The organism is Lacticaseibacillus paracasei subsp. paracasei (assembly GCF_000829035.1).
Classification (GTDB): Bacteria; Bacillota; Bacilli; order Lactobacillales; family Lactobacillaceae; genus Lacticaseibacillus; species Lacticaseibacillus paracasei.
In genome coordinates this window covers 1,284,314-1,298,829 of record NZ_AP012541.1, presented here as the reverse complement: position 1 = coordinate 1,298,829, position 14,516 = coordinate 1,284,314, and the positions used below count along the sequence as shown (strand labels likewise).

The 14,516-nt window shown below is 47.0% G+C and carries 10 protein-coding genes; 2 read left to right on the top strand and 8 right to left on the bottom strand.

The annotated features are described in order from the left end of the window. Together rnjA and LBPC_RS06450 are read left to right on the top strand one after the other, a co-directional pair. Complete coding sequence (gene rnjA / locus LBPC_RS06455; protein WP_003565212.1) at positions 1–1,683, top strand: ribonuclease J1; 1,683 nt, start codon at positions 1–3, stop codon at positions 1,681–1,683. Between the two features lie 289 nt (positions 1,684–1,972). After that, positions 1,973–2,923: a diacylglycerol/lipid kinase family protein gene (locus LBPC_RS06450; RefSeq protein WP_003570166.1), complete on the top strand. Its 951-nt coding sequence runs from the start codon at positions 1,973–1,975 to the stop codon at positions 2,921–2,923. Between the two features lie 74 nt (positions 2,924–2,997). Here LBPC_RS06450 and LBPC_RS06445 read toward each other — a convergent pair whose 3' ends face one another. The 8 genes from LBPC_RS06445 to LBPC_RS06410 form a co-directional block, all read right to left on the bottom strand. Further along, entirely contained in the window at positions 2,998–4,215 is a 1,218-nt protein-coding gene (locus LBPC_RS06445) for a GNAT family N-acetyltransferase (protein ID WP_003661003.1), read from the bottom strand. 6 nt (positions 4,216–4,221) lie between these two features. Continuing rightward, complete coding sequence (gene recD2, locus LBPC_RS06440) at positions 4,222–6,690, bottom strand: SF1B family DNA helicase RecD2 (RefSeq protein WP_003661004.1); 2,469 nt, start codon at positions 6,688–6,690, stop codon at positions 4,222–4,224. Beyond that, on the bottom strand, positions 6,677–7,345 hold the full coding sequence (locus LBPC_RS06435) for a CDC27 family protein (protein WP_003661005.1): 669 nt from the start codon (positions 7,343–7,345) through the stop codon (positions 6,677–6,679). Before LBPC_RS06435 ends, recD2 begins: the two co-directional genes overlap by 14 nt. Before the next feature lie 37 nt (positions 7,346–7,382). Next, positions 7,383–8,045 carry a histidine phosphatase family protein gene (locus LBPC_RS06430; protein ID WP_003565202.1) on the bottom strand — a complete coding sequence of 221 codons (663 nt, stop codon included), beginning with the start codon at positions 8,043–8,045 and terminating at the stop codon, positions 7,383–7,385. A gap of 550 nt (positions 8,046–8,595) precedes the next feature. Further along, positions 8,596–9,729, bottom strand: coding sequence for a tRNA 2-thiouridine(34) synthase MnmA (mnmA, locus tag LBPC_RS06425; RefSeq protein WP_003565200.1), 1,134 nt, complete (start codon positions 9,727–9,729; stop codon positions 8,596–8,598). A gap of 569 nt (positions 9,730–10,298) precedes the next feature. Then, a complete protein-coding gene (locus tag LBPC_RS06420) occupies positions 10,299–12,581 on the bottom strand; it encodes an ATP-binding cassette domain-containing protein (protein ID WP_003661013.1) in 2,283 nt (760 codons plus the stop codon). Between the two features lie 217 nt (positions 12,582–12,798). Then, positions 12,799–13,140 (bottom strand): DUF1831 domain-containing protein, encoded by a 342-nt coding sequence (locus LBPC_RS06415; RefSeq protein ID WP_003661016.1) that lies wholly within the window; start codon positions 13,138–13,140, stop codon positions 12,799–12,801. A gap of 210 nt (positions 13,141–13,350) precedes the next feature. Further along, positions 13,351–14,514: a cysteine desulfurase family protein gene (locus tag LBPC_RS06410; RefSeq protein WP_003565195.1), complete on the bottom strand. Its 1,164-nt coding sequence runs from the start codon at positions 14,512–14,514 to the stop codon at positions 13,351–13,353. Positions 14,515–14,516 lie beyond the last annotated feature (2 nt).

The window sequence follows — 14,516 nt, the reverse complement described above, 5'->3', positions numbered from 1 at the left end:
ATGAAATTAAATATTAAGAATAACGAAACCGCCGTCTTTGCTGTCGGCGGTTTAGGTGAAATTGGGAAGAACATGTACGGGGTTCAATTCCAAGATGAAATCATCGTGATTGATGCAGGGATCAAGTTCCCTGAAGATGATCTGCTTGGGATTGATTATGTCATTTCCGATTATTCCTACTTGGTTCAAAACAAAGACAAGATCAAAGCACTGGTTATTACTCACGGACATGAAGATCATATTGGTGGTATTCCCTACTTCTTACAGCAGGTACCGAATGTGCCAATTTACGCTGGTCCGTTAGCAGCAGCTTTGATTCGTGGCAAACTTGAAGAACACGGTTTGTTACGCACTACCAAATTAACTGAAATTAACGAAGACACCGTGTTGAAGTTCAAAAAACTTAGTGTTGAGTTCTTCCGCACGACCCACAGTATTCCGGATACGCTGGGCATCGCGGTTCATACACCGCAAGGCATCGTCATTCAAACCGGGGACTTCAAGTTTGATCTCACGCCGGTTGGCGATCAGCCATCCCCTAACTTCCAAAAAATGTGCCGGTTCGCCGAAGAAGGCGTGCTGGTACTGATGTCGGATTCAACCAACGCGGAAGTACCGACATTTACTAAGTCAGAACGATTTGTTGGCAAGTCAATTCGCCACATTTTTGATCGAATTGATGGTCGCATCATATTTGCCACCTTTGCGTCAAACATTTCACGGATCGCCCAAGCAGCTGATGCGGCAATGGCACACGGTCGTAAAATTGCTGTTTTTGGCCGTTCAATGGAAACTGCGATGGTCAATGGCCGCGAACTTGGCTACCTTAACATCCCTGATGACGTCTTGATTGATGCCCATCAACTTAATTCGATGCCAGCTGATAAAGTGATGATCCTCTGTACCGGTTCACAAGGCGAACCAATGGCAGCGCTGAGCCGAATTGCTAATGGCACGCATCGACAAATCAGTATTCAACCTGGGGATACCGTCATCTTCTCCAGTAATCCGATTCCCGGCAATACTGTCAGTGTTAATCACGTGATCAATCAGCTAAGTGAAGCTGGTGCCGAGGTCATCCATGGCAAGGTCAACAACGTCCACACTTCCGGTCACGGCGGTCAAGAAGACCAGAAGCTTATGTTGCGGCTAATCAAGCCAAAATTCTTTATGGCTTGCCATGGTGAATATCGGATGCAAAAGATTCATTGCGAACTTGCCCAACAATGCGGCGTCCCTGAAAAGAATTGCTACATTATGGAAAATGGCGATGTATTAGCTCTTACGCAAGATAGTGCTCGAATTGCCGGTCACTTCCCTGCTGGCGATGTTTACATTGATGGTAATGGTGTCGGCGACATCGGTAATGCTGTCATTCGCGATCGGCGCATGTTGTCTGAGGAAGGCTTGGTTGTGGTCGTTGCCACGATCAATATGCAAAAACAAGCGGTCTTAGCTGGTCCTGATCTGCTTTCTCGCGGCTTCATCTATATGCGTGAATCCGGCGAGTTGATTAATCAGGCTCAGCGGCGCGTCTATCGCACCATTAAGTCAACCTTCTCAAGCAGTGAAAAGGTGACGGAAGCTAGCTTAAAAGATGCAATCACCAGCAACTTGCAAGAATTTTTGTTCGACAAAACAGAACGACACCCGGTTATTTTACCGATGCTGATTTTGCTCTAAATTCCGGTCAGATAGCTGGCAACGTCACTCATTAACTGAAAATGATTAACAGTCACGCGACAACCACTTAGGTGCTTGTCGAGTGGCTTTTTTATTGGCATCTATTACCAAAAATCATGATTAAAATCCTGTTACCGCCTTGCTAGGTGCTGGACCGACACTTTGCTGGTTTGTAGTCATCTGCCTCTTCAAAAAATGTTCGTTTGATGACAATAAGGTCGTCACTGTTCCATTGTTTTTCGCCTTATTTTCGGTATAATTGAGTGCGTGTCTATTAGGAGGAAAGCTGATGACGGCTGTTTTTTATTATATTATCTATAATCCGGCGGCTGGCGGTGGTTCGTCGATTCCAATTTATAAACAAGTGAAGGCCGTTTTGGATCAGCGTCATTTGGCTTATGCCATCAAAACTTCCCGCTATCCCGGACATACCAACGTGATCACAAAGCAAATTGGTGATTTCAATCGACGTGAGCATCCGGTTTTGTTAGTCATTGGCGGGGATGGCACCTTGAATCAAGCGATCAATGGGTTAGCTGGCACACGCCAGTCAGAGATTCCTGTTGCTTACGTACCAGCCGGATCGGGTAATGATTTCGCCCGCGGTATCGGTATGTCTGAAGATCCGATGCATGCGCTGGAACAAGTATTACAGGCTACAGAAGCGGTCACGATTGATATCGGGCGATTTCATGAACGCACCCGCGGCGAAAGTGGCTATTTCGTGAATAATATCGGTATTGGCTTTGACGCTGCCGTTGTTAATGCTGCTAACCGCAGTGATAGTAAGCAATTGCTCAATAGGCTGCATCTTGGTAAACTCACCTACTTATTTCATGTTGTCGGTATGCTGATGACTCGCCGTCCCTTCCCGGTTGCCGTCTATGAAAAAGGCGTTCGCCATTTTTTTCATCGCGCCTATATCTGCACCACCACCAACATTCCTTATTTTGGCGGCGGCATTCGTCTTTACAAACCGGCTAACCCAACCGACGGGAAACTTGATCTCGTGATTGTTGAATGGTTTAATATCGTCTCATGGGCGTTGGCGATGATTCAACTCATGCGTGGTAAAAAACCGACAAGTCGGGCTACTCACATTTTCCACGCAGACAAGTTAACAGTTGAGACCAGTTCGCTCGAGTTTGGTCAGATGGATGGCGAGGAAATGGGAACACGGCCGTTTGAAATCGACTTCTCAATGGCCAAACAAAAATTTTGGATTGATCGCAGTATTTAAACCGATCAAAAAGCGCTGTACCGCCAGTTTTCTTCTGGTAGGTGCAGCGCTTTTTCTGTGATTGAACATGACGATCAAAAATAATCTGAAAAATAAGGTTCTTCCATTGGAATGACATTTTCCAGCAACTTAATCGCATGCTTACTAGCAAAAAGTCGTTCAATCTGGGCCAAATACGATGGCCGCCGATAACTCATCAACATGGTTGTTAGGGTTTGGATATCAGTTTTTATCTCCTCACCCACCGGCCGGTCAGTAATTTGAACTTGATTTTTTTCGTCCCAATAAACCCCAAAGGTCCCATTGTTCCACGGCGCCAAAGGATCAGTTACGACAAAATGAAACGACTCAGGCGTTTCAGCCGCAAACGGATACTGCTTCAGAAAAGCCTTCACATCCACAATCCGGGCCATAAAGTATGGTTTGATCGTCTGATAGATATCACCATCATCTAACAAAAAGTGCAACGGTTCATTTTTGTAAATGTTACCTTTAACGTGCGTCACCATTGAAAAATGAGCACTTATAAAGTTCCATAAGCCGACTCGGGCTTCTTGGTTGGTGTAAATCATTTCCTTGACGTGGAAAACCTCGTCGGCAATCCAATAAAGAACATAGCCTTGTGGTTCATCGTTGGCGTCATAATAAACACCAGCCGTACGCTCCTCCTCGTTTTCCCAACGCCAGTATTCGTCCCAATTCAACTGGTTGCGGATCATCGCCCCATGATTTTTCATGGCGAAGCGATTATACGTTTCAATCACATCAGGATCATCGATTTCCAGACGCTCAACATGTCCGGGCACATTCACCTGTTTAGGTAATTGTGTGTCTTTCACGTCAAAGGTGAGATGATCGGACATGATTTCCCATCCCTTTTTTCGGTAAAAAGGGATGCTGTAAGGATATAAATACGAAATCCACTGCTTGTGGTCACGCATATGCTGCAAGCCAAGTCGGACAAGATCGTGCATCAAACCGTGGCCGGCATACTCTGGATACGTGCCAACCCCTGTCAAACCAGCCATTTTGTATAATGTGCCGTGAATATTCACTGTGCAAGGATAAATGGCCAGTGAACTGACAAGCTCATCTTTGTGAAACCAGCCCAAAACATCCGATTTCTCTAAAACTGGACGCTTAGCTCGTTCTAACTCCCCTTCCTCATAACCGGATTGTTCCAAGTCCTTTTGAGTCACTTGAAACACATAAGTTAATAGATCGTTGAACTGCTCGAGATCCTGAGGCGTCACTGGCTTAATCACCAGTGACTTGCGTATGTTGTCCTCCATAGCTAGTTAATTCTCCTTCGTCATAAACATTTGCGGAGTGATACCATCCATCCCAATCATGGGATCGATTCGTTGAGAAGCCACCAAGGCAGGCGTTAATTGGTGGGCTGCCGGTGGTTGTTGTTTAACTTCATTATCCAAGTCAAGTGCAGTTGTGTCAATTTGCGGCTCATTGGGACTTGCTGAAATATCCTTGGCTGCTGAAGCATCAGCAACCTGAGGGGCAACGGTTTTGCCAAATACGGTCATGAGCCGATCGACCAGCCCAGTATGTCGATTAACGGCTACTTCACTGACTGCTTCCTGAAAGGCAGCCAGTTCGCCAACCAAAATCAAAAATGATTTAGCCCGCGTAATGGCGGTGTACAACAAGTTACGTCGCAACATCCGGCGGCTTTGCAAGGTTAGCGGCAAAATCACCATCGGGAACTCACTGCCTTGGGCTTTATGAATCGAAGTGGCATAAGCAAGCGTAATCTTATTAAAATCACTGCGTTTGCAAGTGATTTCATTGCCGTCGAAATCAATCGTTAATTCGTCCGTCTTGCTTTCGGCTTCCTTGCCCAAAGTAATGCCGACAATCTGACCGATTTCACCGTTAAAAACATTTTGGTTGGGATCATTGACCAGTTGCAACACCTTATCACCAATTCGATATTCCGTTTCTCCAAACTGAATTGCTTTCGTTCGGGCACTGCGTTTTGGATTCAAAATGTTTTGCAGTAACGGATTCAAACGATCAATGCCAGCGGTTCCGCGGTACATAGGTGCCAACACTTGAATATCCGCGATCGAGAATTGTTTGACTGCGGCTCGTTGCACCACTTGTCCGACAACTTCAGGTACCTGACTAGGCGCACACGCCAAAAAACTGCGATCAACTTGCGGCTTGGTAAAATCATCCGGCAACTTGCCAGCATTAACTGCATGCGCTAGCGGAATAATTGAACTATCGGCATCCTGACGATGAATATGCGTCAGCGCTGTTTGCGGCAGCACGCCGCTGCGCAATAAATCAGCGAATACTTGTCCGGGACCGACACTTGGTAACTGGTCTTTATCGCCAACCAAGACAATTTTCATTCCGGGATGTAATGCCGTTAAAAGCGTCCGGAACAAGTAAGTGTCAACCATTGACATCTCATCAATAATCAACAGGCCATTTGGTAACTCATTAGGTGCAAATTCTTGCGTGTCAACACCTAAACCGAGCAGGCGATGAATCGTACTGGCTGGCAGTTGGGTGGTTTCACTAATCCGTTTCGCTGCCCGTCCGGTTGGCGCTGCCAGCATGATTGGAAATGGCTCGTCAGTCGTATACTGATCAAGATCCAATGAAAGGTCATGCAACCGTGCATACGTCCGCACGATACCATCTGTTACTGTGGTTTTCCCAGTACCAGGTCCTCCGGTCAACAGAAAAATGGGCGACTGTAACGCCGTGACAATGGCTTTTCTTTGCGTCGCATCATACGCAATACCGGTATCCGCCTCGACCGCCGCTAATGTTTTTTCAATCTCAGCCAATTCAGGTTCGGTAGCCGTTGCTTCTGCCTCTGCCAGTCCTTTTAGTTGCCGACCAATCTGCCATTCAGCATCATATAATCGTTTCGGGAAAATGCGGTCGCCTTCTGCAATCAAGGCATTGTCTTTAGCCAGCGTCACAATTGCCTGTCCTACTGCGTCTGGCGAAACGGCAACGTTTCTCGCCCGTTCCAATAAATCAAGTGTCTGAGTGACCAATGACTTCAGCGTCACATAGGTATCACCTTCGCCATCGGTCAACCGCTGCAGGGTATCCATCACTGCACCGCCAAGACGAAGCTGCGAAGTCGGGGCAATCGCCAATTTTGCCGCAATCTGATCAGCCCGAGTAAAGCCGATACCATCAATATCGTTAATCAATTGATACGGATTGTGCTTAATCACATCTAAGGCGTCATTTTGATATTGTTGGTAAATACGACCTGCCATATTGCTAGTAAAGCCGTAATCGTTAAGACCAATAATAACCCGTTCCATGCCTTGATTCGATTTCAGATTCGTCGCCAACATATCACGCTTGGCAGCTGTCATGCCTAAGCCTGCCAAAACCTTCGGATCATCCAGAATCTTGTCAATAGCATCCATACCCAAATGATCGATAATTTTCGTTGCCGTTTTCGGACCGATCCCCGGGAACTTATCTGAGCTCAAATAATCGACCAGCCCACTTTTATTCGTCGGCTGATCCGCATGGTAATTGTCTGCTTGAAACTGCTGCCCATACTTAGGATGATCCACGACATGCCCAGTGAACGTGTAGGTCGCATCTTCCTTAATATCACCAAACGTTCCTGTCACCACAATATCTGACTCTGTCCAGGTGATAGTCGTCGCAGAGATTTCGATCAGAAGAATTTTAAAGAAATTTGTTGGATTCTGGAAAAAGATACTTTTGACCCGACCGGTGACAGTCTCCTCACGCGTGTCCATCTTGACCCTCCTGCAATCGCAAGAATCGGTTGATATCAGCGACAATGTTAGCTTTTTGATCATACCCTTTTGGATCGAGTGCCCTGGCCTTGTTCAAATAATGACTGCCATCTTTACCAGCGGCGCTCAGTGCCATGCCGTACGTGAACAGAACCTGTGGCTGTTCGGTTGCCAACAATGGTTTCAACACTCGGGCTGCTGCGTCAAACACATCGTTTGCCATCAGCAAATCAGCTGCTAAAAGGGCGGCATCGAGCTGCTTTGGCGCCAAGTCATGCGCCGTTAATGCAAACGCCAATGCCTTCGTTGGCTGGCCAGCTTGTTGGTAGCTTAAAGCCAACATGTAGGTAGCATCATTTTTCAAAGTCTGGTCGGTTCTAACCTTGGCAAACCATGAGACTGCAGCCGCAAAGTCCGCTTGAGCATACGCAAACAAGCCAGCGGTGTATTGCAATTCCAGATCCTCTGGAAAAAGCTGGCGCGCTTTGGCCAGCAATTCACCGGCCTGATCCAGCGCTTTGATACTAATCAGCATTGTTGCCAACATCGCATAGCGTTTCGGATCATCAGGGGCAGCATCAATGGCTTTGACTGCCGCTTGAATCGCCTCCTCATGCTTGCCTTGGTTGAACATGGTTAAAATTTTTGAATCCATTTGACCCTCTTATCTCGTTGTTGACAGCCGTAGCAACTCAAATCGTATCCGTTGCTTTTGGCGGTTCCGGTAAGAAACTGGTTTCATTCCAATCCAGCAAGGTAAACGGCAAGGTCGGTCCATCTGCGTGCAAAATGGTCACACTGCTATTGGTCAAACCTCCGTCTTTGCGAATATCCGCCAGTGGTGTGCCCAACAGACTTTGAATCACCGCAGCGAGTGCGGCCCCGTGGCTGACGTACAGCAAATTAGCCTCACCAGTGCGATCCATGGCCACAGTCGCCACGATCGCCGGAATAGCCCGATTAATCAGTTGTGAAAAAGATTCCCCATGTATTTTTCGTGGATCATAGGCTGCCGGTTCATGACGAAAGGCATGCAGCTCCTGAGGAAAATGCTTACCTACATCAGTAAACGTCATCCCTTCCATTTTACCGAGATTGAACTCCCGCAAAGCTGGCATAATGGTCAACGGAATTGACTCATCCAAATCTTTAATCAAGGTTTGGGCAGTTGTTCGTGCACGCTTTAATGGACTGACATAAGCATGCATAAAAGGAATTCCTTGCAAATAACCGGCCAACGCCTTAATTTGCGCATAACTCTCCGGCAATAACGGCGAGTCCCCATTAGCTCCTTGATAACGTCCTTGATTATTCCATTCTGTTTTGCCATGACGTACAAAATACAACTTCGTCACAAGTCAATCCCCTTTAGTCACAGCCAATGATTCAAAAGTCCCAATCAATGACCGTACTATCCTTTCGCATCTTAACTCTTTCATTATCGAGATTATGAAGGAAAATTTCAAGCAGAGCGTGAGCCACCCCGGTTAGAAACCGGAGTGTAAGTGGCCTTGAACGTGATGGCCCGGGTTTGGCCATTGCGGTCAAGGTCCTTACACGCAGGTTTCTGGGGTGGTGATCGCGTTTCAAGCAGAGCGTGAGCAGGCGCGGTTAGAAACCGGAGCATAAGCGGCCTTGAACGTGATGGCCCGGGTTTGGCCATTGCGATCAAGGTTCTTATGTGCAGGTTTCTGCGCCTGCGAACGCGTTTCAGACAAGAGCGTGAGCAAGCGCGGTTAGACGGAGCATAAGCGGCCTTGAACGTGATGGCCCGGGTTTGGCCATTGCGATCAAGGTCCTTATGTGCAGGTTTCTGCGCCTGCGAACGCGTTTCAAGCAGCAATCAGCCGCCGCTATGTAAAAAAGCCGACATAATCGCCGACTTTCTTTTTGCACTCAGTTTAATTAAACGTACTGTAACTCATTCGTGTGTGCGTATGCAGCATCTATGGTTCCGCCACCCAAGCACTCGTCGCCGTCATAAAAGACAACCGCCTGACCCGGTGTGATTGCGCGGACTGGCACGTCAAAGTCAACGGTGGCGGTGCCATCATCATGATAATGAAGCGTCACGCCAGTATCCCGTTGACGATAACGGAACTTGGCCGTCATGTGGGTGCCTTCTGCCGGTGCCTGACCAGTCGTCCAGTTAAGGTTAGAAGCGCTCAAACTGGTGGCCATCAAGGCTGGGTTGTCAAACCCTTGGCCGACATACAAGATGTTCTTGTCTAAATCTTTGCCTACCACAAACCATGGCTCAGAATTATCTGAGTTACCACCTATGCCGAGGCCTTGGCGTTGACCGATTGTGTAATACATCAAGCCATCGTGGGTACCCATCTCGACACCATCCACCGTCATCATTTTGCCCGGCTGAGCTGGCAGATACGTGCTCAAAAACTGCTTGAAATTGCGCTCGCCGATAAAGCAAATACCAGTCGAGTCCTTCTTCTTTGCCGTTGCCAGTCCCGCTGCCTCGGCGATTTTACGAACCTCGGGTTTCTGCAAATGACCAATTGGGAAAAGCGACTTTTTAAGCTGATCCTGTGAAAGCTGGCTCAAAAAGTACGTTTGATCCTTATTGCCATCAGCGCCGCGAAGCATGTGCACGATCCCGTTTTCGTCTGTCTTAACCTGCGCATAGTGACCCATCGCAATATAATCCGCGTTGAGCTGATCAGCGTAGTCCAAGAAAGCCTTAAATTTGATCTCCTTGTTGCACATCACGTCAGGGTTTGGTGTGCGGCCAGCCTTGTACTCATCGAGGAAGTATTGAAAAACCCGATCCCAATATTCCTTCTCAAAGTTAATCGAGTAATATGGGATGCCGATTTCACTAGCAACCTTGGCGACGTCCTCATAGTCCGTTGTTGCTGTACAGACGCCATTTTCGTCTGTGTCGTCCCAGTTCTTCATAAAGACCCCGACGACATCATAACCTTGTTGTTTCAGCAACAGCGCCGTGACACTCGAGTCCACGCCGCCGGACATGCCGACAACAACACGGATGTTGGAATTGTCCAAAACAATCACCATCATTTCATCAGATTCTGGAGATATCCGATTTGAAGGTCGAATTCCAGTAAAAACCATTATAACAGTGAATGATGAGATAGCAACTGAAAGAGCGTGAGCAGGCGCGGTTAGAAACCGGAGCATAAGTGGCCTCAAGCCTAAATGGCTGGTCTTTGGCCATTTAGACTTGAGGTCCTTATGTGCAGGTTTCTGCGCCTGCGAACGCGTTTCAGCAAGAGCGTGACCCACCCCGGTTAGAAACCGGAGTGTAAGTGGCCTTGGGTGTGATGGCCCGGGTTTGGCCATTGCATCCAAGGTCCTTACACGCAGGCTTCTGGGGTGGCGAACGCGTTTCAGCCAAAAATAACAAGCTTGCCAGTAGCGATCTAGACATAAACAGCCGCCAGTCCAAATAGCTAAGCTTTGGCTATTTAGGCTGGCGGCTGTTTACGCGGAACTGCAAACCATCATTTTCTGGTCTATGCTAGTTTAGTTTTTCTCTGATGATCCAAGCAAACAACAAGTCACCAGCTCATTCTTGTTTCAGTGCAACGTGACGCAGAACGGTCAATACAAATAAATCAAGTTTGGCGTCAATGCCTATTATTTTGTTGCCGTTCCGGCGCCTGATTGTATTGCTTCATGGCTTGGCCCGTTCGTGATTGTTTGACAGTCATGCTATTTTCAGGTGTCCCCGTATAGCGGACTTGACCACCATAGATGCCAGCGTCTGGACCCATGTCAATGAGCCAGTCTGCCTGACTAATGACCTCTAAGTTGTGTTCAACGATGATCAACGAGTTGCCATCTGCGACAAGTTCGTCAAATAGCTGAATCAACTTTTTCACATCTTGCAAATGTAGGCCAGCGGTTGGCTCATCAAGCAAGTACAAGGTACCGGTGCGGTTCAATTCGACAGCCAACTTTAAACGCTGCTTTTCGCCACCGGAAAGTGTGGTCAATGGTTGCACAAGTGTTAAATAGTCGAGGCCAACCCGTGCCATATTTCGCAAGGGTGCGGCAATAGCTGGTACATCCGCAAAAAAGCTTTGTGCTTTTGTAATCGGCATGCGCAGCACGTCAGAAATATTTTTATCATGATAAGTGTAGCTCAGCGCCTGATCATTGTAACGTCGTCCATGACATTGTTCACAAGTCTGTACAACCGGATCCATGAACGCCATATTGGTAATGGTCACGCCTTTACCTTTACAACGTGGGCAAGCGCCGCGACCGTTGTAACTAAACCAACTGCTAGCCACATGATTCGCGTCAGCAAAGACTTTGCGAATCGGATCGAGGATTGAGAGATATGTGGCAGGCGTTGAGCGGATATTAGCACCGATATCGGCTTGTGCCAAATCAATACATGGTGCGGTTAACTGATCACGTAAAGCAGATACCAACGTACTCTTCCCGGAACCAGCGACCCCGGAAATCACAGTTTCAATGCCCAGCGGTACTGCGACACTAACATCTTTTAGATTATGTCGATGAATATGCTGCAATGAAATCGTTGATGTGGCTGGCCGCGGCTGGCGAAAAGTCAATGGCTTTTTCAACAGTTTTCCTGTCAAAGTGTCACTGTCTAAAAGGGCTTGGTAGGTACCTGTAAAGGTGATATGCCCGCCCGTTGTCCCCGCTCCGGGACCCACTTCGACAATATTATCGCCAATCGCAATCAGTGCCGGATTGTGTTCAACGATTAAAATAGTGTTGCCTTTCTCCTTCAAACGCAAAATGGCACGCTTGATTAATTCAATATCATGCGGATGCAAGCCAACACTGGGCTCATCCAAAATGTAAACCATATCGACTAAGGCACTAGTCAAAAACTTGGCAATTTTAATGCGCTGGGTTTCGCCGCCCGACAATGTCTCAGTCGGTCGATCAAGGGATAGGTAGCCTAACCCAATGTCAATCAAAGAATCGATTTTTCGTAACAGCTCACGGATCACGTCCTGAACAAGTGGTTCTTGAATGCCATTCAGAAAATGGCGAACCTTGACGAGATCCATTTGCAGCACTTGAGCAATATTCGTTTGATTGATGAGACAAGTCAGAACCTCTGGCCGCAAACGTGTTCCATGGCAGGTTGGACATGGCATACGAGTGACAATTTCTGCCAACGCCGTCTTATGATGTTCAGCCTCTTTCTTACCAATAATGGACCGCCTGATTCGCGGCACAACGCCTTCGTACAAAGCTGTTTTAGGCCACTTTGTTGGCGCATGATCTAGTGTTTGCTGCGGGGCATACAATAAGGTGTCCATTTCCTGCTTTGTATAGTCGCCCAATCGTTTGTCATTATCAAATAAACCACTGTAAGCGTAGCGTTTCCACCGCCACGTGTCTGGTCCAAAACTGACAAACGTAATCGCGCCCTGATTCAACGATTTGTTCGGGTCAATTAACTTTTTAACATCAATGTCATCCACATACCCGAGTCCCTGACATGTCTTGCACATTCCCTGTGGCAGGTTAAAAGAAAAAGTGTCCGAATAGCCAATAAACGGCTTGCCAGCTCGTGAAAACAACAACCGCAACAAGGAATAAATACCCGTATAGGTGGCAAGCGTTGACCGCGCATTTTTACCAATGCGCTTCTGCTCGACAACAATTGCCACTGGTAAATGGTCGATTTGGCCGACATCCGGCTGACCATATTTAGGTAGATACTGTTGGGTAAAACTCGGAAAAGTCTCATTCAGTTCGCGGCGGGACTCAGCGGCAATGGTATCAAAAACTAAAGAAGACTTGCCTGAACCTGATCGGCCGACGAAAACACTAATCGCATCCTTAGGAATCTTTACGTTGACGTGTTGCAAATTATTTTGGTTAGCATCGTGGACCTCAATGAAGCCGTGGTCAAACATATTATCCCTCCATTTCTTCTCTTCGTTAATTTCAGCTTATCACTTTAGCGTTTCTGATAATCATAAAAACCAATTTGCTACAGATTGACATTTTTACTGTGAATAAGATCGCTTCGTAAGGCTTGATCTAATCAAAAGAAAATAAAAAAGCTGCTAAGCTGTCAGCCTTCCTGAGGCCAACATCGTGGCAGCTTAATGTTAAAACGCGGCATACATCCTATTTTGCTTCAATCACACCGCGCTCAATAAAATTATTGATCCAATATTGATATTGCTCGACATTTTCTTTTGTGGCATCGGTTTTGAAAATGTTAATCGCTTTAAGACCATTGCCCGTTGTGACATCGAGCTGGAACTTATCTAAATTCTTTGCCACCGTCATTTTCAGCTTGTTTGCCGTTGTGTACGGTGAATTTGGATCAAGCGAGCGTTGCAGTTGAAAATTGCCGTTCTTAGTTTGAACAAAGCCTAAATCTATCAAGGTAAATCGTTTCAACGCTGACCCGATTTGATAGGTTTTCGGATCGCCTTGTGCGGATCCGGTTGCTGCTAGTGCCATACAAAAACCTCCCCTAAACAGTTTCACCAGCAAAAAGGTGGTGAAACTGTTTTTATTTCAGCGCATGCGAGGAACACGCTTAACTGTTTATAAGTTTAGCATATTGGTCGCAACACTGGGGAGGTTGATAAGGATTATTAGGTGGTGAAAGACAATTTTGAGCTTTTTAACCGTTGAAACGCATGGTAACGGGTCACTCGCAAACCAAACTTATCGCGCCGATTGTTTTGCCTGAAGCCGTTGCACGATTGGTAACAAGGCATCAATAAAGGCCTGAATATCTGCTTTGGTTGTCTGCGCGCCAAATGACAAACGAATCGACTCGCCAAGCCGCGGGCTATCAGCGCCAAACATGGCAGTTAAAACGTGTGAAGGCTCAAGTGAACCAGCTGTGCAGGCAGAACCTCCAGAAACTGCAATGCCAGCCAAATCAAGGTTGGTTTGCAAAGCGTATGTTGAGATCCCCTTCAACCAGATATTGAAAACGTGATTGACATTATCTGGCCGAATATCACCATTAACTGCATAGGGAATCTCCGCATCATCCAATGCACCCATAATCTGCTGCTTAAAACCAAGATACTTTGACTGCCGCTTAGCCTTCTCATCAGACGTGATCAGACTAACCGCCGTTGCAAACCCGGCAATGCCAGCAATGTTTTCTGTACCAGCACGACGTTTCAACTCCTGCTCGCCACCTTTCAACAAAGACGGGAACTGAACCTTAGGATCGCGGTAAAGAAAACCGATGCCTTTGGGTCCGTTAATTTTGTGCGCCGAAACACTTAACATATCAATGTGTTGCGCTTGAACATCGATGTCTAGTAAGCCAAAAGCCTGGGTTGCATCTGTATGAAACCAAGCTTGATGATCGACTAGTCGCGCACCAATTTCACTGATTGGCATCCGACTGCCAACCTCATTATTGCCCATCATGATGGTTACTAAGATAGTGTCATCGTCCAAAGCCGCGTCAAAATCAGCTAAACTGATTCGGCCATTTTCGTCGACTGGCAGATAGGTCACCCGAAAGCCTTCCTTTTCCAAGGCTTTTAGCGGCTGCAAAACGGAGGGATGTTCAATAGCCGTTGTAATGATGTGCTTCCCCAAACTAGCGCGCGTATGCGCCGTTTGAGTGATCGCCGTATTGTTACTTTCTGTTGCGCCACTGGTGATCACCATATTTCCGGGCTGCGCATGGATTGCATCGGCCAAAATTTTGCGACTCTTGTCCATGACAGTATGAGCTGTTCGGCCAAACCAATGAGTCGAACTGGCATTACCAAAATCGTGCTCCATTTGGTCCATCATGGTCTGAATCACTTCTGGGGCCATGGGTGTGGTCGCCGCGTTATCAAGATAAACATGTTGCATAT